This is a genomic window from Methylocystis sp. (assembly GCF_051062815.1).
GTDB lineage: Bacteria > Pseudomonadota > Alphaproteobacteria > Rhizobiales > Beijerinckiaceae > Methylocystis.
The window spans coordinates 24,903-43,207 of record NZ_JBPFDU010000074.1 but is presented as its reverse complement, the minus strand read 5'-3'; the positions used below and the strand labels follow the sequence as shown (position 1 = coordinate 43,207).

The window sequence follows — 18,305 nt, the reverse complement described above, 5'->3', positions numbered from 1 at the left end:
CATTAATCGCGCGATCCACTCCAGAGCGGAAGTTTCATCGCGAAATGAGGTTCAACGCGACAAACTATTTCGGGTCGGAAAACGTCGTTATCGAACAACCCGCGATTGACAACCTCATCACGAAATTCCTCATAAGCATAAGACCAGTTGTAGTAGCGACGAACGTCATCATCAAGCGCGAGCAGGCCATGGTGCTTCCATTCAAACGTCACGCCGGTATTGCCCCCGCCGCTGGATCTGTTTAGCAACCTGAAAATCGAGAGATCAAAGACGCTGCGCACTGAATCGTATCGAGGACTGCGGTCTGCGTCGTTTGCATATTGGATGCAATAGGGTCGCTCTCCAGCCAGTTGCTCGGCGCGAAAAACAACGACGACCGAATTGAGAAAGCCGAGCGGCAAAAAAATAGCGAGAATAGTTCCGATCCAAAAGATAGTGGCTTTCGAGAAAGCGTAGCGCTCCGATGATTCTCGTTTCTCAGTGACAGGGCCAAGCAGCGCAAAAAGGAGCAGGCTGTCAAAGAACAGAGCCGCGACCGCGACGTTCCGCCACCAACCGAGCGCCAGAAGCGCCAGCATCGCGGCAGCGTGAACCAATGTCAGTTTTAGAGCAAAGCTCGCCGAGCGGAAACTGCGTTCGCGCCTCAAGAGCCAAAGGCAGCAATAAACAGCCGGAATGAAGATCGTCGGCAAACTCCAGAGAGGTTCGCGAACGGGCGCCAGCTGGCTTGTCAGAAGAAAATAAAATCCGAACATTGGCGCGGCCGCAGCCAGCAAGGCGATGGCCACTGAGCGCACAAACGATCCGACGTCTCGCAAAAATACCACTATATTCACATCTTTCCCAAATCGACTTTTGCTCTGTCCGCGCCAAGAGCGCGCCGCACTTGGCCTTCCCTACTGCCCGCCTCAATGCTATTTCCCAGCCACTTCATTGCAGGGGATGGAAAATGACCGAGCATATCTGGCTGGCGACGGGCGAAGCGACGGTTCTGGCCGCGGACGGACAATATACCGACGCCATGCCGGAAGTCATGATCGGCAATGTCAAGGGACCGGTCGGGCACGCCTTCGCCAGCATGGCGGGTCAGGTCGCCGGCCATCCGCGCATGTTCGTCATCCGCGACCTCAACCAGCAGGTGCGGCCGTCGACGATGATGACCACCAAAATGACGGTCAAATCGGAAGATTACGTCGAGCTTCTTGGCGGCGTGGTGCAAGCGGCGACCGGCGACGCCATCGTCGACTGCGTCGCCGAAGGAATTCTCCCGAAGGATCAGCTCAACGACCTGTGCATGATCATCATGGTCTGGCTCGATCCGCGTTGCGCCACCCATGCGGAACTCGACAAGAAAGACCTCTATCGCACCAATTACCAAGCGACGAAGCTCGCGATCTCTCGCGCCATGAAGGGCGAGCCGACGGCCGACGAACTCATCGCCAACCGCAAGAGCGTCCAGCACTACGCGCTTGAAGGCGTATTCGAAGACTGATCGTCCCCGCGGACGCGCACGCCGATAATCATGCCGTCCTCAAACCAGCTCGACAGCGATTGCGCCAGCCGCTCCGGCGCAATCTCGCCCGCCTGCTGAAAGGCGGTCATCTGACAAATGTCGCCGAAGGCGTGGCCGGCGCGCGCTTCGGACAGCGCGACATATTCGTCGGGCTCGAGCTGGCGATAGGCGGATTCATGATCGACGCGCCATACGGCGGCATATTCGATGTGATCGCCCGCCGCGGGCTTATCGACTTTCGCCGGCGCCTCCTCGCTGATCGCCGCGCTATAGGCCTCGATCGTGCCAGCGACGAGTTCGAGCAGCGTGAGGCTCGGGTCGAATTCGAAAGCGAGCCGCGCCCAATCGTCGGGCGCAAATCCCGCCAGCGCCTGCACCGTCACCGGCGTTTCGTCAGCGGAGTCGAAGGCGTCGACCATGGCGCGCTCAAACAGCGCCATGGACACGGCCGCGCCATCGTCGCGCCAGCGCGCATTCTCGCGCATGAAGTCCGGCAGTCCGGTCGTAAACCAGCGGGCGTTCGGATCGCGCGACGGACATTGGTCGATGTAGTCGTGGACCAGCGCGTCAAACGCCTCGTCTCCGAGAATCGCGCGCAGCCCCGGGTGATCCTGCGAGACAAAGTCCGCCAGTCGAATGCGGTAGCCGGTCTGATAGACGTCCAGCAGCGTCTCTGGCGTGGCGCCGCGCGGCGACGGCCTCAATTTTTTCAGAAGAGGCTTGTCCGCCTCTCCAGAGCCGGCCAGCACGCGCTGCTGAAACAGAGACTGAAAATCGGCGAGTTTCATGCCGCGCTGAGCGCTTGCACTTTTGAGATACGGGCGTCGATATCACGCATATTCTGGAGTTCGTCCAAAAGCTCCGCAAGCGGCGGATAATTGTCATCGCGCTCGATCATGGCGGAGACGTCGCCGCAGCGACGACGCGCGTGCTCGTACAGCGCCCAGACCTCGTCACAGACCGGCTGGTCGTGTGTGTCGACGCGATGAGTCTCATTGTTGGTATGACCCGCCATGTGAAATTGCACGACGCGCTCAGCCGGAACGCCATCGATGAAGGCGACGGGATCGAAGCCGTGGTTGAAGCTCGAAACGAAAACATTGTTGACGTCGAGCAGCAACAGGCAATCGGCGCGCTCGGCCATTTCGCGAACGAACTCGTGTTCGCTCATCTCGGAATCGACAAAGGACACGTAGGTCGAGGCGTTCTCAACGACCAGCCGGCGCTTGAGAAAGTCCTGCACCCGTTGGATGCGCTCGACGACATGCGCGAGCGACTCGCGCGTGTAGGGAATCGGCAGCAGATCGTGAAGCGTCACGCCATGAACGCCTGTCCAGGCGATGTGATCTGAAACCCATGCCGGCTGGACACGTTCAGCAAGCGCCTTCAACTGCCGCAAATAGTCGAAGTTGAGCGGGTCGGTTGACGCAAGCGACATCGAGACGCCATGCATGACGACGGGATAATCGGCGCGTATCCGCTCCAACATCGCCAGCGGCCGGCCGCCGGCGAGCATGTAGTTTTCAGAAATGATTTCGAACCAGTCGATCGGCGGGCGCGACGACAGGATCTCTTCATAATAGATTGGCCGCAGACCCAAGCCGTAGCCAAGCGGCGCGGGTTTTTCCATGACGTGTTCCCCTCTCAGGCATCGCCGCTCATGCCGGAGCCGCATCAGCGTGGCGGGGACGGCTGTAGGCGCCGCCCCCGCGCAAGCCGATTACTTGCTGTGGCAGCGGCTCTTCATGTTGCAGCGACCCTTGTGATGGTGACACTGCGCCTTGTGGTGGCACTTGGCCATGCCGCGGCATGTTCCCTTGGCCCCGCAATGGGTCTTCGCGTGGGTCGACTTCGCGGAATGCGCGTGGGCGGGCGCAACCGATGCGCCGCTCAGAGCAAGGGCGACGGCGGCGGCGGCGAGAGCCGAACCTGAAATAATATTCGTCTTCATCTCTTCTCCTCTTTATATCCCCGTCGCAACGACGGGAAGTCGACGCTCTCGCCGTCTGGACGGCGAAAGCGAAGTTCTACTGGGCTTCGGCCAAGCGGCCCGGCGCGCCAATGTTGCTCCGGGCGGCGGGCGCGCCGGCGCTGACGCTTGGCGGCGCGCCGAAGCGTGGCAGTAGGACGCAGACTATGCGTGCGGCTGCGATTCCGCTAGCGAGAAATTCGCCAACAAACGAGCCCTTTTGCATTATGATTATTATATTAAAACAGTATATTGTTAACTTATTGCAGTGCAATATCATAGCTTTGCGCAGGCTGCGTCGACTCTTTTCTTTTCGGCGCGCTTGCGACGGCGGCGCGCCGCTGGTAGATAGGCCCCGCCTCGGTAACCAAGCCGGGGCATTCGCTTTGGTTTTCGACATCGGGCCGCGCCGGCAGTTCGCTTAGCGAACTTTTCGTCCAGCCTCGCGTTTTAGCCGCGGGGGACGTCCGATCGCCGAAAGCCGATCTGCAACGCTAACCCTTGCCGGCGCCGCCCTCTCTGGGCTCTCGGGAGAACAAATGTCCGCCACGACCGATCGCGCGCCTACGCGCGAAGATTTCGCCGCTCTGCTTGATGAGAGCTATGGCCAGAACGAGGCCTTCGAAGGCTCCGTCATCAAGGGCCGCGTCGTCGCCATCGAAAAGGATGTCGCCGTCATCGACATCGGCCTCAAGACCGAGGGCCGCGTCGCCATCAAGGAATTCACCGGCTATGGCCGCGACCCCGCTCCCCAAGTGGGCGAAGAGGTCGAAGTCTATCTGGAGCGCGTCGAGAACGCGCTCGGCGAAGCCGTCATTTCGCGCGACAAGGCGCGGCGCGAAGAGAGCTGGGTCAAGCTCGAAAAGGCCTTCGAGACCAATGAAAAGGTCGAGGGCGTCATCTTCAATCAGGTCAAGGGCGGCTTCACCGTCGACCTCGACGGCGCCGTGGCCTTTCTGCCGCGCAGCCAGGTCGACATCCGACCGATCCGCGACGTCGGCCCGCTGATGAACGTCCCGCAGCCGTTCCACATCCTGAAGATGGACCGCCGGCGCGGCAATATCGTCGTCTCGCGCCGCACCGTGCTCGAAGAGAGCCGCGCCGAGCAGCGCCACGAGATCGTCGCCAACCTCGAAGAGGGACAGGTGATCGACGGCGTCGTGAAGAACATCACCGACTACGGCGCCTTCGTGGATCTCGGCGGCATTGACGGTCTGCTGCATGTCACCGATATCGCCTGGCGGCGCGTCAATCACCCGTCCGAGGTGCTGACCATCGGTCAGACCGTCAAGGTGAAGATCATCAAGATCAATCACGAGACGCACCGCATCTCGCTCGGCATGAAGCAGCTGCTCGAGGATCCCTGGCAGGGCATCGAGGCGAAATATCCGATCAGCGCCAGATTCCACGGCCGCGTGACAAACATCACCGACTACGGCGCTTTCGTCGAACTGGAGCCTGGCATCGAAGGCCTCGTCCACGTCTCGGAAATGAGCTGGACGAAAAAGAACGTCCATCCCGGCAAGATCGTCTCGACGAGCCAGGAAGTCGACGTTCAGGTGCTCGAAGTCGATCCGGTCAAACGCCGAATCTCGCTGGGCCTCAAGCAGTGCCTGCAGAATCCGTGGGAGGCCTTCGCCGAGAAGCATCCGGTCGGCTCGACCGTCTCTGGCGAAGTGAAGAACAAGACCGAGTTCGGACTCTTCATCGGCCTCGACGGCGACGTGGACGGCATGGTCCATCTGTCGGATCTCGACTGGAACCGTCCCGGCGAGCAGGTCATCGAGGAGTATAAGAAGGGCGACACGATCAACGCCCAGGTCCTCGACGTCGACGTCGAGAAGGAGCGCATTTCACTGGGCGTCAAGCAGCTTGCGGGCGATCCGTTCGCTTCCGTCAGCGCCGAAGAAGGCGGCGAGCTCAGAAAGGGCCTCGTCGTCACCTGCGAAGTGATCGAGGTGAAGGAGTCCGGCATCGACGTGAAGATCGCCGGCACCGATCTCTCCACCTTCATCAAGCGCAGCGAACTCGCTCGCGACCGCGCCGACCAGCGCCCTGAACGGTTCGCCGTCGGCGAGAAGGTCGACGCCCGCGTGACGCTGTTCGACCGCAAGGCCCGCAAGGTCTCCGTCTCGATCAAGGCGCTCGAAGTCGCCGAAGAGAAGGAGGCCATCGCGCAATATGGCTCGGCCGACTCCGGCGCGTCGCTCGGCGATATTCTTGGCGCGGCGCTCAAGGCCCGCGAAGAGACGCCCAAGAAAGCCAAGAAGGACGAAGAGGAGTAAGATCTCCTTCACCACCAGTTTCAGGCCCGCGCCCTCAAGGCGCGGGCTTTTCTCTGCGCGTCGCGTAAACCTTTCATTCACCATGCCTCAATTCGCGCCGGGCCGTTAACGCTAACTTTTGAAACAACTGCGCAAACTCGGCGCGTTTTCCGCCCGCGGCCGCCGCGGGCCGCCGGAGTCGCGTCTCATGAGCGTTGCCGAACTGGACCCCAACTACAGGCGTTATGCGCAGCCGCTGCGCGCCCGCCCGGCGGGCGTCCGCGCAGCGATCGGAATGGGCGTCGGCGCGACGCTCATTCTCTTCGCCGCGCTCGTCCTTCTTCCGCGCGGACCCAGGATCGCGGAACCGAAAGTCGCGGCGAACGTCGAGCAACCGCGCGTCCCTGTCGCACCCTCGCGCAAGATTTCCACCAAAATTTCCGTCGAAGCCATCGAGGCTTCGGCGCTGATGGCGAAGCCCTTCAGCGCATTCGACATCGCCGCGCCGGAATTCGACCGGGAGAAAAAAACGATCGCCGTGCGCGACAGCGAGAACGGCTCTGGCCGTATCGACACGATCGCCATCGGGCAATTCGCAATGGGCGCGCCATTCATGCGCGTCGATATTCATCAGGATATCATCGACAAGGAAAAGACGTCCGATTTCTTCCTCGACATGGCCCGACACGCCGTCCAGGCCGGCCTTAACGTCGCGAAGATCGGCCAGCCGAGCGCGCTCATCACCAAATTCGGGGCGTTTGAGACGGCCGAAATACGGCTCTCGCAAACCGCATCCGAGGGCGTCGTGGCGAGCGAACGAAGCTGCATTGCGGCGCGTTTCATCGATGGGAAGCTCGCCCTCGAAATCGCCGGACTGGCCTGCGGCGAATCGGCGAAACCGATCGACCGGGTCGCGCTCGGCTGCCTGCTCGACCGCATCAACTACACGGCGAGTCCGGATAATCCGGCGCTGAACGACTTCTTCGCACAAGCGGCGTCGACGCGCGCCATTGGCTGCGGCGACATCTCGCGCGACGACCTGACCGCGACCATCCCAGCGCAAAAGAACGCCGCGCGTCCAACGCAGGGCGCGCGCCGCGCGCATGCGCGGCCATCGCGCCAAGGCGCACAGATCACGCGCTAGGCGCTCCGCATTCACCCTGACGACGGATTGCTGGCGGGATAAGCCCGCTTTAATTCGCTTTTGCGAAACGATCCGCTATTATGATCTACGGCGTTCAGTCCAAAAGGGGATCGTGATGCGCAGGAATAAAGTGCTGTCGGCGGGGCTCGCCTGTCTGGTGTTGTTCGCGGCGGGCGATGCGCTCGCCAAGTCCCGCTATCGCGTATCCTCGAGCGATGCTTGTTGCGCCCGCGGTCCGATCGACATCCAGCGCCGCAGCTGGCTCGATCCCGGCACCCAGGTGCCGGTCGGCAGCACCAACCGCTACATGGTGCAGCAGACCTACCTCAATCACGATCCGATCGAGCGCAACCAGCGCAGCTGGTATATGCAGGAGACGCTTCCGCAGCGGCCGCCCTATAACGCGAGCATGATCGTGCCCTACGATGAGGGTTTCCCGTTCTGGTGGCCGTAAGTCGGCTTTTCTCAAGAAATCTTGACTTAGGGAGCGCTTTCCTTTAGCTCCCCACGAGCCTGACGCGGCCCGTTCGCGCCAGGCCAGCACCCGTGGCGTTTGCTGCAAACGCCTGTCGGCCGGTTGACGGCAGAGGAGGGCGCGTTCTTGAAGCCCCGGCGCTGGCCGGGGGCGGCGAGAGACGCGAATCTGGACGACGTCCGAGCGCAACGCTCCGGACGCATTTCGTCTTTCGCCTCTCGCACGCCTCAAACGCGACCATGAGAGGACGAGAGTCAAAGTGACGAAGCGCGCAGAATCAAAATATAAGCTCGACCGCCGCCTGGGCCAGAACATCTGGGGCCGGCCGAAGAGCCCCGTCAATCGCCGCGAATATGGCCCCGGACAGCACGGACAGCGGCGCAAGGGCAAGCTCTCCGACTATGGCACCCAGCTCAAAGCCAAGCAGAAGCTCAAGGGCTACTACGGCAATATCTCCGAAAAGCAGTTTCGCAAATATTATGCGGAAGCGATCCGATTAAAGGGCGACTCGGGCGATAATCTGATCGGCCTTTTGGAGCGGCGCCTTGACGCGATCGTCTATCGCGCGAAATTCGTTCCGACGGTTTTCGCCGCGCGCCAATTCGTCAATCACGGCCACATCCGCGTCAACGGCAAGCGCGTCAACATTCCATCTTATCAGGTGAAGGTCGGCGACGTGATCGAGGTGAAGGAAGCCTCGAAACAGGCCGTGACCGTGCTCGAGGCGGTTCAGCTCGCCGAGCGCGACGCGCCGGAATATTACGACGTCGACCACTCCAAGATGACCGCGAAGCTCATCCGGGTGCCGCATGCGACGGAGGTGCCCTACCCCGTGCAGATGGAGCCGAACCTCGTCATCGAGTTCTATTCGCGCTAACCTCGACGCGCAGCAATGTGAAGAAGACAGCCGCGTCGAGCGGCTGTTTTTTTATGCCCGTTCTTGACTGTGGGACCGCAATCGGAAACTCTAGAGCGCTTCCCGATCACATGGGCTCATGTGATCGATAAGGAATCGCTCAAAATCAAAAGTTGGAGCAGGTTCCCATCGAAAAAGTCCGTCAACTTTTTCAGAACCTGCTCTCGCGCAAAAGCGCCGTCATCGCTTGCAAGCAAGCTGAAAGACGGCCGAACCACCAAGGGAACGCAGAAGGAGAGGCGCGTGTCCGGGCTACCGAAGAAGCGGCCGGCGGAGAAGGAACGCGGTCAGCGTCCGCTCTGGATAGCGATCGGCGGCTTGCTGGTCAGCGTTCTAAGCTACACCATGAGGGACCTGATGCTCGGCGACGTCGTTTTCTGGTTCGGCGTCGTGCTCGCTTTTATCGGCGTGCTTTACTGGTTCATTCGGCCGAAACACGGGCTGTAGCGCCCGCATAGCGGCTCCACATCCTCGCCAGATTTGATTTGCCACAATTGTCGAAGACGTTATGGTCTTCGGCTTCGCAACAGTTACGGAACGCACATGCCCTTCGCTTTTATGCCCCGTCGTGGTTTTCTTGTCGGCGCCGCCTGCGCGCTCGTCGCCGCAGCGCCCGCCCTTGCCGACAAGTCGCCTTCGGGCAAAGTCGCGATCGATGACCTGATGGCGCCGAACGCCCTGCCGGATGTGGTGGAAGGCGCGGAGAACGCTCCCGTGACGATCGTCGAATATGCTTCGATGACGTGCAGCCACTGCGCGGCGTTCCATCACGACGTGTACCCGGAGCTGAAGAAGAACTATATCGACACGGGCAAGGCGAAATTCATTTTGCGGGAGTTCCCGCTCGATCCGCTCGCGACGGCCGCCTTCATGCTGGCGCGCGAACTCGGCGACAAGCGCGACGCGACGGTCGATCTTCTGTTCTCGCAGCAGAAGAACTGGGCCTTCTCCGATAAGCCGCTCGACGGTCTGGCCAATGTCTTGAAACAGGCTGGCGTCGGCCAGGAGAAGTTCGAGGCCGTCCTAAAGGATCAGACGCTTTACGAGAACGTCAATAAGGTGCGTAATCGCGCCGCCGAGAAATTTGGCGTCAGCTCTACGCCGACCTTTTTTGTCAATGGCGACAAATACACCGGCGAGATCGGCGTCGAGGACTGGGACAAGATCATCACATCGAAAACCGCAGCGAAGTGATCGCTTCCTGCGCTGGATGGCTGTATCAGGCCAGCCATGACGGCTCTCAAAAACGCCCTCTAGAACGCTGTCCGGCGCTCCAGCGCCGCCGCAAGCGTTCCCTCATCGAGATAGTCGAGTTCGCCGCCGACCGGCACGCCATGGGCGAGCCGCGTCACCTTCACGCCTGACGGCGCCAGCACATCGGCGATGTAATGCGCGGTCGTCTGGCCGTCGACCGTTGCGTTGACCGCGAGAACGACTTCGCCGGTCTCTCCGGCGCGCACGCGCGTGACGAGGCTCGCGATAGAGAGATCGTCGGGGCCGACGCCGTCGAGCGGCGACAGCACGCCGCCGAGCACGTGATAGCGCGCATTGAGCAGCCCTGCCCGCTCCAGAGCCCAGAGATCGGCGACCGTCTCGACGACGACCAGGATCGATTCGTCGCGGCGCGCGTCACGACAGATCGTGCACGGATCGCTCGTATCGATATTGCCGCAGACCGAGCAAACGACGATGCGCTCATGTGCGACGCGCATCGCTTCGGCGAGCGGCGCCAGCAGTTCTTCGCGTTTGCGGATGAGATGCAGCGCCGCGCGCCGCGCCGACCGCGGACCGAGCCCCGGCAATTTGGCCAGGAGCTGCACGAGTTTTTCGATCTCGGGACCGGCCACCTTTTCCGCCATAGCCGGATCAACGCCTCATGTGGTTTCGCGTCATGCCCGCGCTTGTCGCGGGCATCCAAGTCAGAATGCTACGTATAATTGGAAGCTTTGGGCGGCGTCATCACGTGGATGGCCGGCTCAAGGCCGGGCCATGACGCGAGAATTGCAGCAATATGCATCAAAACGGCAACTTAAAGCCTGGCGGCAACGGCAGCCCGCCGGTGAGCGCTTTCATTTTTTCGGCCATGGCCTCCTCCGCCTTGGCGCGCGCCTGCATGTGGGCCGTGAGAATCAGGTCTTGAAGAATTTCCTTTTCGTCGGGCGTCAACAGACTCGGGTCGATGGAAATGCTTTTCATCCCGCCTTTGGCGGTGAGCGCGACCCTCACCATGCCGCCGCCCGCCTCGCCTTCGACGACGGTCTGTTCGAGCTCCAGCTGCGCTTCGGCCATTTTGGCCTGCATCTGCTGCGCCTGCTTCATCAGGCCCATGAAGTCCATCATTGCGCGTCTCCGTCGTCTTCCTCGATTGGCGTCGCGTCATCATAGAGCGTTTCGGCGGACGCTGCGCCCTCGTCCCTGCCCCGCACGGCGACGATCTGCGCGCCGGGAAAACGCGCGAGCACGCTCGCGACGAGCGGATCCGACTCGAGCGAGGAGCGGCGCTTGCGCTCCTCCGCGTCGCGCTGCTCCTTGAGCGTCGGCGCGCCGCCGGAGGCGACGACCGACACCATCCAGCGCTCGCCGGTCCAGGCCTGAAGCCTCTGCATCAGAGTCGACGCCAGTTCCCGCGCGCCGCCCGGCGCGAGTTCAAATTCGATCCGTCCATGTTCGAACCGCACCAGCCGCACTTCGGATTCGAGCCCGATCTTGAGGCGCATGTCACGTTTCTGCGCGGCAAGCGCGACAAGCGCATCGAAGCTCTCGATGATGATTCCTGGCGCCGGCGCTGCGGAGGGCTGAGGCGCGGCGGAGCGGGGCGCCAGCGCGAATCCTTGGCCGCCGCCGCGCGCTTGCGGCGCAGCGCCAGCTCCGGCAGGCGCTGCGCTTCGCGTTGAGGGCGCCCCGGAGTCGGCGCTCGATGCGTTCTCGCCAAACCCCAGGCGGCGCAGCGCCTCCGACGGCGAAGGCATGTCGGCGGCGTAAGCGAGCCGCACAAGCACCATGTCGGCCGCCGCCAATGGCCGCTGCGAGCCGCGCAACTCCTCAACGCCTTTCATCAGGATCTGCCAGGCGCGCGTGAGCGCGGGAACCGAGAGGCGCGTTGCGGCCTCTTCGCCGCGACGTTTCTCTTCGGGCGTCAGCGCCGCCGACTGGGCGGTCTCCGGCGCAAGCTTCAGGCGCGTGGCGAGATGCGTGAATTCGGCGAGTTCGAGCAGCACCTGCGCCGGATCGGCGCCGCCGTTGTACTGATCTTCGAGAATGGCGATCGCCTTGGCGATATCGCCCGACATCGCCGCTTCGAAAAGGTCGATGATTCGCGCCTTGTCGGCGACGCCGAGCATCAGCCGCAAATCCTCCGCGGCGATCGCGCCGCCGGCCGAATGGGCCGCGCCATAGGCGATCGCCTGATCGAGCAAGGACAAAGCATCGCGCGCCGAGCCTTCCGCCGCACGCGCGATCATGGCGAGCGCTTCCGGCTCGATGGCGACGCCTTCGGCCTTGCAGACGCCCAGCAGATGATTGGCGAGCAGGCCGGCGTCGATGCGGCGCAGATCAAAGCGCTGGCAGCGCGAGCGCACCGTCACCGGCACCTTGTCGATTTCCGTCGTCGCGAAGATGAACTTCACATGCTCAGGCGGCTCTTCAAGCGTCTTTAAGAGACCGTTGAACGCGGCCTTCGAGAGCATATGCACTTCGTCGATGATGTAGACTTTGGTTCGCGCCATGACCGGGCGGTAACGGGCGTTGTCGATGATCTCTCGGATGTCGTCGATGCCGGTGTGCGAGGCGGCGTCCATTTCGAGCACGTCGACATGGCGCGAGTCGATGATCGCCTGACAGTGGACGCCGAGCTCCTCCATATGAATCGTCGGCTGATTGATCGCGGGCCGCCCGTCTCCCGCCGGCAGTTCATAGTTGAACGCGCGCGCGAGAATGCGCGCGGTCGTCGTCTTGCCGACGCCGCGCACGCCGGTCAGCAGATAGGCCTGATGAATTCGGTTGAGATCGAATGCGTTTTCGAGCGTGCGCACCATCGGCTCTTGGCCGATCAGGTCTGCGAAGGTGGTCGGTCGGTATTTGCGAGCCAGCACGCGATAGGCCGACGGCGGCGCCTGATCGGCGCCAAACAGCGAAGGTCCGCCCTCGGCGGGCGCCAGCGATGGCCTCGGCGGATCGTGCTCGTGGTCCATCTGCATCCATCCGGCGGCAGACGAGCGACGAACAGCGCAGTGTATTGCGCTACGCCATTCGCTGCTCGCCGAAGAAGGTGGGAGGCTGAACGAAGACCCGCCCAAGCTCGTTAGGGCTGCTTCCTTCCGGACCTGACCCGGTTGGCGAGTGAAGCGTCCACCGCCAACCTCCCGGCCCCTTATTTGGCAGACGAGAGGGAGGGATGCAAGGCTTTGGACCGCGGCCTTTGCTTTGGGGCGTTCACCTTTCGCCCGGAGCAGGGGTGCGCCCGCGCGGCGCACTTGCTAAAGAGAGCGCAAATTTCGAGGAATTTGCGCTTGAACGCCGTCACCGCCACTTCAGCAGAACGCGAAGCCACCAGCCTTGCGGCCATTCTTGCGCATTTCGCGCGCGAGGGGTTCGCACGCTGCGAGCCGCGCCTCCTGCAGCCGGCGCATGTCTTTCTGGATCGATCCGGAGAGGATTTCCGCGGCCGGCTTTACCTGACGAGCGATGGCTCAGGCGCTGAATTTTGCCTGCGGCCGGAATATACGATTCCGGTCTGCCTGGATTATCTCGCCTCCGCTCGGGCGGGCGATCCGGCCGCATACGCTTACGGCGGCTCGATCTTTCGCGCGCCTGAACATGGCGCGACCGGCGACGGGGAGTTTCTTCAGGCGGGGCTGGAGAGCTTCGGCCGCCAGGACCGCGAAGCCGCGGACGTCGAAATTCTGGCCGCTTCCCTCGACGCCGCGGGGGCGGCCGGCGCGACGGCGCTCAAGGTTCTGATCGGCGACGCCGGGCTCGTCGCCGCCTTCCTCGAACGGCTCGAGATGCCGCCGGTCTGGCGCCGGCGTCTGGCGGCCGGGCACGCGCGCGGCCAAAGGATATCCGATATTTTTGCGTCGCCCGAACGCAATGGCGGATCGGAACAGTCGGGCGTCTTGGCGGCGCTGACGAAAGTCGACCCGTCGGATGCGCGCCGTCTCGTCGAGGACTTGTTGTCCATCGCCGGCATCACCGCCGTCGGCGGCCGCAGCGCGGCTGAAATCGCCGAACGCTTTCTCGATCAGGCGACGCTCGCCGAAGGCGCGGGCGTTTCCGACGAGACGCGCGCGCTGGCGGAGACTTTTTTCACCATCGAAGGCGCGCCCGACTCAGCTTCCGCAGCCATGCGCCGGCTGGCCGCCGACGCGCAGCTTGACCTCTCCGCCGCGCTGGACGGCTTTGACGCGCGCGCTGAGGCCATTAGCGCGCGCGGCCTCGCCGCTCACGAGATCCGCTTCTCGGCAAGTTTTGCGCGTCATCTCGACTATTACACCGGCTTCGTTTTCGAGGCCCGCCACTCCAGCGACGGCGCGCCAGTGATCGGCGGCGGACGCTACGACCGACTGCTCAAGACGCTCGGCGCAGCGTCGGACATACCGGCTGTCGGCGCCGCGATCTGGATCGACCGTCTTTCCCCGAGCGCGAGAGAAGCATGATGGCGCCCGCGCAAAAACTCATTATCGCCTCCCCGTCAAAAGGCCGGCTGCAGGAGAACGCCGCCGCCTTCTTCGCGCGCGCTGGCCTGGAGCTGACGCAAGGCCGCGGCGCGCGGGACTATCGCGGCGCCGTCGCCGGAGTCGAAGGCGCGGAAGTCGCCTATCTCTCCGCTTCCGAGATCACGCGTCGTCTGGCCTTGGGCGAAGCCCATCTCGGCGTCACCGGCGAGGATCTGGTGCGCGAGGAGATCGCCGACGCCGACAAGAAAGTGGAGCTTCTCGCCCCGCTTGGGTTTGGCGCCGCGAATGTCGTCGTCGCGGTTCCGCAAGCCTGGATCGACGTGCGCTACATGAGCGATCTTGCCGACGTCGCCGATGGATTTCGCGCGCGCCACGGCCGCGGACTGCGCGTCGCGACGAAATATGTGAACACGACGCGACGCTTCTTCGCCGCGCACGGCGTGTCCGACTATCGGATCGTTGAGAGTTCCGGCGCCACCGAAGGCGCGCCCGCCGCCGGCTCCGCCGATCTCATCGTCGACATCACGACGACAGGCGCGACGCTCGCGGCGAACGCGCTGAAGATCATCGAGGACGGCGTCATTCTGCGTTCGCAGGCCAATCTCGTCGCCTCGCTGACGGCGCCGTGGGACAAGGCGGCGCGCGAAGCGGCGCGCGTCATTCTCTCGCGCATCGCCGCGGAAGAAGAAGCGCGCACGACGCGCGACGTGCGCGCCAGCCTGCCAACGCCGAGCGAACATATCCTGCGAGAAGCGGAAGCGAACTTCGGCGCCGGATTGCGCAACATCGACGATGAGTCAGCGACCTTCTCCTGTCCGGCGAAAAAGGTGGCGGCGCTCGCCGATTGGCTGATCGCCCGAGGCGCCAAAAGCGTCACCAGCGCGCGGCTCGATTACATCTTTCAGGCGGAGAACGCCTTGTGGAGCAAGCTGGCGGCGCGGCTTGGGTGACCGCAGCAGCTCATTCAAGCTTCCATCAACGCGCCGACATGCGCCGCAGCGCTGCGCGCGAGATCTTCCGGCCGATAGCCGCCTTCGAGCAGCGAGACGATGCGTCCCTTGCAACGTCGCGCGGCGATCTCCATCACGCGCAGCGTGACGTCTCGGAAGTCCTCTGCGACGAAACGCAATCCGCCGAGCGGATCATGCAGATGGGCGTCGAAGCCGGCGCAAAGCACGACGAGATCGGGCGAAAACGCGTCGAGACGCGGCAAAATGCGCGACGCCAGCGCCTCGCGGAATTGCGCGCCGCCGTCGCCCTTTGCGAGTGGCGCGTTGACGATCGTGTCATGCGCGCCAGTTTCGCTCACCGCCCCCGTGCCGGGATAGAGCGGCATCTGATGCGTCGAAGCGTAAAGCACGTTTCGATCGCTCCAGAAAATCTCCTGCACGCCATTGCCGTGATGCACGTCAAAATCGACGATGGCGACGCGCGAGGCGCCATGCGCCGCGCGCGCATGCAGCGCCGCCACGGCGGCGTTGTTGAAGAAGCAAAAGCCCATCGGCAAGTCGCGCGTCGCATGATGGCCCGGCGGCCGCATGGCGACGAAAGCGTTCTTGGCGTCGCCGCGCATCACCGCATCGACAGCCGCCAGCGCGCCGCCCGCGGCGCGCAACGTCGCTTCATGCGTGGCGGCGTTCATGGCGACGTCCGGACCGATGCGCGCATATCCCTCTGAAGGCGCCGATTTCGCGAGACGCGCGAGGTGTTCAGAGCTATGCGCGCGCAGCAGCGCCTCCTGCGCCGCTAAAGGCGCCTCGGCGCGCATGAGGCCTGCGAAGCGCGCGTCGTCCAGCGCGCGTAGAATGGCGCGAAGCCGCTCCGGCCGCTCGACATGCGCCGGCCCCATGTCGTGCGCCAACCCCGCCGGGTGCGTGACGAGCAGGGTCGAGGCCGTCGCGGCTCGCGCGCCGAAGGCGAGGCATGCGCCAGCGCCGGCGATTGCTTCTCGGCGCGTAAAGGCGACGCGACGTTCTCCGGCCATTTCCTCGGGTCCGTGGCTCAAACCTACAGCATAGGATCGCCCGACGGACTGTCAGCCAATTTGGATTTGACAGCAAGAAACGCATTGCGGCGGTCGTCGCAAAAGTTGGATGATGCGCGGCATGCAGACGAACGACATGACGCAGGCACATTCGCTCCGCCTCGACGAGACGCGCTGGGCGGCGGTTGTCGCGCGCGATGCGCGCCGCGACGGCGACTTCTACTATTGCGTCGAAACGACCGGCGTCTATTGCCGTCCCTCCTGCCCCTCGCGGCCGGCGAAGCGCGCCAATGTGCGCTTTTGCGCCACAGCCGCCGAAGCGGAGGCGGCAGGTTTTCGTCCCTGCCGTCGCTGCCGGCCGGAGGCGCTATCTCAGCAGCAGCAAGACGTGGAGAAGATCGCACGCGCCTGCAGAATGATAGAGGCGGCGGAAGCGCCGCCGACGCTTGCGCAGCTGGCGCACACGATCGGACTGAGCCCCTATTATTTCCACCGACTGTTTTCGCGCATCGCCGGGGTTACACCCAAGGCCTATGCTCAGGCGCATCGGCGCGCACGCCTGCGCGGCAAACTCATGGAAGGTCAGACAGTGACCGATGCGATCTATGATTCTGGCTATAATTCGAGCGCGCGGTTCTACGCGACGGCGAAGGACACATTGGGCATGACGGCAAGCGCCTATCGCGCCGGGGCGCCGTGCGAAACGATCCGCTTCGCCATCGGCCAATCGTCTCTGGGCGCGGTGCTGGTCGCGGCGAGCGCGAAGGGCGTTTGCGCCATTTCGCTCGGCGACGACCCCGAAGAGCTGCTGCGCGATCTGCAGGATCGATTTCCGCGCGCGACTCTCATCGGCGGCGATGAGTCGTTCGAACGCTATGTCACCGCGGCGGTGAGCATGGTGGAGCGGCCGCAATCATCTTTCGATCTGCCGCTCGACATGCGCGGCACGGCCTTTCAGCAGCGCGTTTGGGCCGCGCTGCGCGACATTCCCGCGGGAGAGACGGCGAGCTATGCCGACATTGCGAAACGCATCGGCGCGCCGAAGGCGACGCGCGCCGTCGCGGGCGCCTGCGCGGCCAATCCGGTGTCGCTCGCGGTTCCCTGCCATCGCGTCGTGCGCAGCGACGGCGCGCTTTCCGGCTACTATTGGGGCGTGGAGCGCAAACGCGAGCTGCTCGAACGTGAACGCAAACCGTGAACGGGCGCTCTATGTGCTTCGCAGCGCCGCATGTTCTGCATTGATCGCGTCGTGCAGCTCTTTCCACAGAGCATTGATGCGCACGTCCGGCCCCCAATTGTAGAGCGCCTTGGCGACTTCCGCGATCGTCTCATTGATGGGTTCGCTTTCCCCCTCCTCCAACTCGAGAGAGAAGAGTTTCGGCGGCGCATCGCCTTTCCAGGCGTCCCAATGTTCGTTTGAATAATTGGAAACGCCGCGCTGCGCCGCGAGCAGTTCCGGCGCATATTTGGCGAAGCGCCGATGCAGAGGTCCATCCGACATTTCTGCGCGATAGGCGTCGCGCACCGCGAAATAGCGCACATGCTGCAATTCATGCGCGAGGCAGCAGCCGAGGCGCGCGTCGCTCATCTGCGGATCGTAAAAGATTTCGATGCGGCCGTCGGAGAAAGACTGTCCCTCCGAAGTGAAGCTCTGGCCGAGAAAGTTGAACGTCTTTTTCTGTGGGCTGAGGGTCACTTTGCTGACGTCGTCGCCGAACTGCGCCACGAGCGCCGCGAGCGTTTGCCGCTTCCTCAAGAAATCGGGCGCGTTTTCGATCTCGCTCACCGTCTGCACGGGCGCTGGGTCGGAGTGCGCCAGGCGCCGTGCGGCAAGCCTTGAGCGGAGCAAAGACAGCGCCTCAAAACCCCGTCGCTCACGTCCTAGGCGCACTTCCGAACGGCTCCTCATGCGTGATCACCCAATCGAATTCGGGATGCGCCGCGGCGACATGCTCCCACCATCGCCGGCCGTCCTGCAAGCGCGGCGAAAGGTCGTTGACCCGCAGCAGTCGGAACGCGCCGGGACGCTCCTTTACCCCGGCGATGGCGGCCTCCACCATCGCCCGCCCCAAGCCGCGCTGCAAAGAGTTGATCTGTTCGAAAACCAGCGACGGCGGCTCATACGCGCGGGCGAGCAGGAGCGCGATCCCAGACGCCTCCCTCCCGTCGGGCGTGGTGATCAATTTCGAGGAGGTCGAGGCTTTGATTTCAAAGAACCCGCGCCCGTAGGGCCGCGAATCGACGAAGAGGCCGAGGGCCGCGAGATTGCGGGAGATCGCCTCGGCGATCGCCAGCATCGCTGGGTCCGACCGTTGAACCGCCGGCTTCCTCCGCCAGAACCGCAAGACCTCCCAAAACGCCATGC

20 protein-coding genes and 1 other RNA gene are annotated in these 18,305 nt (G+C 63.3%); 10 read left to right on the top strand and 11 right to left on the bottom strand.

Annotation, left to right across the window (positions count from 1 at the left end; genetic code table 11):
• Nucleotides 1-2 precede the first annotated feature (2 nt).
• On the bottom strand, nt 3-788 hold the full coding sequence (locus ACR65W_RS12540; RefSeq protein WP_434501516.1) for a hypothetical protein: 786 nt from the start codon (nt 786-788) through the stop codon (nt 3-5).
• A 161-nt stretch (nt 789-949) separates the two neighbouring features.
• Here ACR65W_RS12540 and fae point away from each other — a divergent pair, with 161 nt between their 5' ends.
• On the top strand, nt 950-1,492 hold the full coding sequence (gene fae / locus ACR65W_RS12535; protein ID WP_434501517.1) for a formaldehyde-activating enzyme: 543 nt from the start codon (nt 950-952) through the stop codon (nt 1,490-1,492).
• Here fae and ACR65W_RS12530 read toward each other — a convergent pair.
• From ACR65W_RS12530 to ACR65W_RS12520, 3 genes are all read right to left on the bottom strand, one after another.
• Nucleotides 1,462-2,301 carry an HvfC/BufC family peptide modification chaperone gene (locus ACR65W_RS12530; RefSeq protein ID WP_434501518.1) on the bottom strand — a complete coding sequence of 280 codons (840 nt, stop codon included), beginning with the start codon at nt 2,299-2,301 and terminating at the stop codon, nt 1,462-1,464. The genes fae and ACR65W_RS12530 overlap by 31 nt on opposite strands.
• A complete protein-coding gene (bufB, locus tag ACR65W_RS12525) occupies nt 2,298-3,143 on the bottom strand; it encodes an MNIO family bufferin maturase (RefSeq protein ID WP_434501519.1) in 846 nt (281 codons plus the stop codon). Before bufB ends, ACR65W_RS12530 begins: the two co-directional genes overlap by 4 nt.
• 90 nt (nt 3,144-3,233) lie before the next feature.
• Nucleotides 3,234-3,464 (bottom strand): hypothetical protein, encoded by a 231-nt coding sequence (locus ACR65W_RS12520; protein WP_124738695.1) that lies wholly within the window; start codon nt 3,462-3,464, stop codon nt 3,234-3,236.
• A 557-nt stretch (nt 3,465-4,021) separates the two neighbouring features.
• Here ACR65W_RS12520 and rpsA point away from each other — a divergent pair.
• The 6 genes from rpsA (at nt 4,022) to ACR65W_RS12490 (ending at nt 9,475) form a co-directional block, all read left to right on the top strand.
• Nucleotides 4,022-5,767 carry a 30S ribosomal protein S1 gene (gene rpsA / locus ACR65W_RS12515; protein WP_175092710.1) on the top strand — a complete coding sequence of 582 codons (1,746 nt, stop codon included), beginning with the start codon at nt 4,022-4,024 and terminating at the stop codon, nt 5,765-5,767.
• Nucleotides 5,768-5,954: 187 nt separating this feature from the next.
• Nucleotides 5,955-6,890: a hypothetical protein gene (locus ACR65W_RS12510; RefSeq protein WP_434501520.1), complete on the top strand. Its 936-nt coding sequence runs from the start codon at nt 5,955-5,957 to the stop codon at nt 6,888-6,890.
• A gap of 115 nt (nt 6,891-7,005) precedes the next feature.
• The gene (locus ACR65W_RS12505; protein ID WP_175092708.1) at nt 7,006-7,344 is read left to right on the top strand and encodes a hypothetical protein; all 339 of its coding nucleotides are present in this window, start codon (nt 7,006-7,008) and stop codon (nt 7,342-7,344) included.
• A gap of 280 nt (nt 7,345-7,624) precedes the next feature.
• Nucleotides 7,625-8,242, top strand: coding sequence for a 30S ribosomal protein S4 (rpsD, locus tag ACR65W_RS12500; RefSeq protein ID WP_434494753.1), 618 nt, complete (start codon nt 7,625-7,627; stop codon nt 8,240-8,242).
• 282 nt (nt 8,243-8,524) lie between these two features.
• Complete coding sequence (locus ACR65W_RS12495; RefSeq protein WP_196402000.1) at nt 8,525-8,728, top strand: hypothetical protein; 204 nt, start codon at nt 8,525-8,527, stop codon at nt 8,726-8,728.
• A 96-nt stretch (nt 8,729-8,824) separates the two neighbouring features.
• On the top strand, nt 8,825-9,475 hold the full coding sequence (locus ACR65W_RS12490; protein WP_434500051.1) for a DsbA family protein: 651 nt from the start codon (nt 8,825-8,827) through the stop codon (nt 9,473-9,475).
• Nucleotides 9,476-9,534: 59 nt separating this feature from the next.
• On the opposite strand, the gene recR is transcribed toward ACR65W_RS12490, so the two are convergent.
• The 4 genes from recR to ffs form a co-directional block, all read right to left on the bottom strand.
• A complete protein-coding gene (gene recR / locus ACR65W_RS12485; protein ID WP_434500050.1) occupies nt 9,535-10,140 on the bottom strand; it encodes a recombination mediator RecR in 606 nt (201 codons plus the stop codon).
• Between the two features lie 157 nt (nt 10,141-10,297).
• Nucleotides 10,298-10,621: a YbaB/EbfC family nucleoid-associated protein gene (locus tag ACR65W_RS12480; protein WP_192879583.1), complete on the bottom strand. Its 324-nt coding sequence runs from the start codon at nt 10,619-10,621 to the stop codon at nt 10,298-10,300.
• Complete coding sequence (locus tag ACR65W_RS12475; protein ID WP_434500049.1) at nt 10,618-12,471, bottom strand: DNA polymerase III subunit gamma/tau; 1,854 nt, start codon at nt 12,469-12,471, stop codon at nt 10,618-10,620. Before ACR65W_RS12475 ends, ACR65W_RS12480 begins: the two co-directional genes overlap by 4 nt.
• Nucleotides 12,472-12,547: 76 nt before the next feature.
• Nucleotides 12,548-12,644, bottom strand: an RNA gene (gene ffs / locus ACR65W_RS12470) — signal recognition particle sRNA small type.
• Nucleotides 12,645-12,783: 139 nt separating this feature from the next.
• Between ffs and ACR65W_RS12465 the strand changes: the two genes are divergently transcribed.
• Nucleotides 12,784-13,935 (top strand): ATP phosphoribosyltransferase regulatory subunit, encoded by a 1,152-nt coding sequence (locus ACR65W_RS12465; protein ID WP_434500048.1) that lies wholly within the window; start codon nt 12,784-12,786, stop codon nt 13,933-13,935.
• Complete coding sequence (hisG, locus tag ACR65W_RS12460) at nt 13,935-14,906, top strand: ATP phosphoribosyltransferase (protein WP_434500053.1); 972 nt, start codon at nt 13,935-13,937, stop codon at nt 14,904-14,906. The genes ACR65W_RS12465 and hisG overlap by 1 nt, the downstream gene beginning before the upstream one ends.
• Before the next feature lie 14 nt (nt 14,907-14,920).
• On the opposite strand, the gene ACR65W_RS12455 is transcribed toward hisG, so the two are convergent.
• Nucleotides 14,921-15,940, bottom strand: coding sequence for a histone deacetylase family protein (locus tag ACR65W_RS12455; protein ID WP_434500047.1), 1,020 nt, complete (start codon nt 15,938-15,940; stop codon nt 14,921-14,923).
• Nucleotides 15,941-16,061: 121 nt separating this feature from the next.
• On the opposite strand from ACR65W_RS12455, the gene ada reads away from it, so the two are divergent.
• Nucleotides 16,062-17,138 carry a bifunctional DNA-binding transcriptional regulator/O6-methylguanine-DNA methyltransferase Ada gene (gene ada / locus ACR65W_RS12450; protein ID WP_434502712.1) on the top strand — a complete coding sequence of 359 codons (1,077 nt, stop codon included), beginning with the start codon at nt 16,062-16,064 and terminating at the stop codon, nt 17,136-17,138.
• Nucleotides 17,139-17,147: 9 nt separating this feature from the next.
• Here the strand turns inward: ada and ACR65W_RS12445 are convergent, their stop codons facing one another.
• Complete coding sequence (locus ACR65W_RS12445) at nt 17,148-17,789, bottom strand: hypothetical protein (protein WP_434500045.1); 642 nt, start codon at nt 17,787-17,789, stop codon at nt 17,148-17,150.
• A gap of 25 nt (nt 17,790-17,814) precedes the next feature.
• Nucleotides 17,815-18,303: a hypothetical protein gene (locus ACR65W_RS12440; protein ID WP_434502710.1), complete on the bottom strand. Its 489-nt coding sequence runs from the start codon at nt 18,301-18,303 to the stop codon at nt 17,815-17,817.
• Nucleotides 18,304-18,305 lie beyond the last annotated feature (2 nt).

Bases quoted from the DNA above. Each gene is read 5' to 3' on its own strand.
- ACR65W_RS12490 (WP_434500051.1), top strand. From the start codon at position 8,825: ATGCCCTTCGCTTTTATGCCCCGTCGTGGTTTTCTTGTCGGCGCCGCC.
- ACR65W_RS12480 (WP_192879583.1), bottom strand. From the start codon at position 10,621: ATGATGGACTTCATGGGCCTGATGAAGCAGGCGCAGCAGATGCAGGCC.
- fae (WP_434501517.1), top strand. From the start codon at position 950: ATGACCGAGCATATCTGGCTGGCGACGGGCGAAGCGACGGTTCTGGCC.
- ACR65W_RS12505 (WP_175092708.1), top strand. From the start codon at position 7,006: ATGCGCAGGAATAAAGTGCTGTCGGCGGGGCTCGCCTGTCTGGTGTTG.
- ACR65W_RS12520 (WP_124738695.1), bottom strand. From the start codon at position 3,464: ATGAAGACGAATATTATTTCAGGTTCGGCTCTCGCCGCCGCCGCCGTC.
- recR (WP_434500050.1), bottom strand. From the start codon at position 10,140: ATGGCGGAAAAGGTGGCCGGTCCCGAGATCGAAAAACTCGTGCAGCTC.
- ada (WP_434502712.1), top strand. From the start codon at position 16,062: ATGCAGACGAACGACATGACGCAGGCACATTCGCTCCGCCTCGACGAG.
- ACR65W_RS12475 (WP_434500049.1), bottom strand. From the start codon at position 12,471: ATGGACCACGAGCACGATCCGCCGAGGCCATCGCTGGCGCCCGCCGAG.
- ACR65W_RS12440 (WP_434502710.1), bottom strand. From the start codon at position 18,303: ATGGCGTTTTGGGAGGTCTTGCGGTTCTGGCGGAGGAAGCCGGCGGTT.
- rpsA (WP_175092710.1), top strand. From the start codon at position 4,022: ATGTCCGCCACGACCGATCGCGCGCCTACGCGCGAAGATTTCGCCGCT.
- ACR65W_RS12530 (WP_434501518.1), bottom strand. From the start codon at position 2,301: ATGAAACTCGCCGATTTTCAGTCTCTGTTTCAGCAGCGCGTGCTGGCC.
- ACR65W_RS12455 (WP_434500047.1), bottom strand. From the start codon at position 15,940: ATGGCCGGAGAACGTCGCGTCGCCTTTACGCGCCGAGAAGCAATCGCC.
- ACR65W_RS12510 (WP_434501520.1), top strand. From the start codon at position 5,955: ATGAGCGTTGCCGAACTGGACCCCAACTACAGGCGTTATGCGCAGCCG.
- hisG (WP_434500053.1), top strand. From the start codon at position 13,935: ATGGCGCCCGCGCAAAAACTCATTATCGCCTCCCCGTCAAAAGGCCGG.
- bufB (WP_434501519.1), bottom strand. From the start codon at position 3,143: ATGGAAAAACCCGCGCCGCTTGGCTACGGCTTGGGTCTGCGGCCAATC.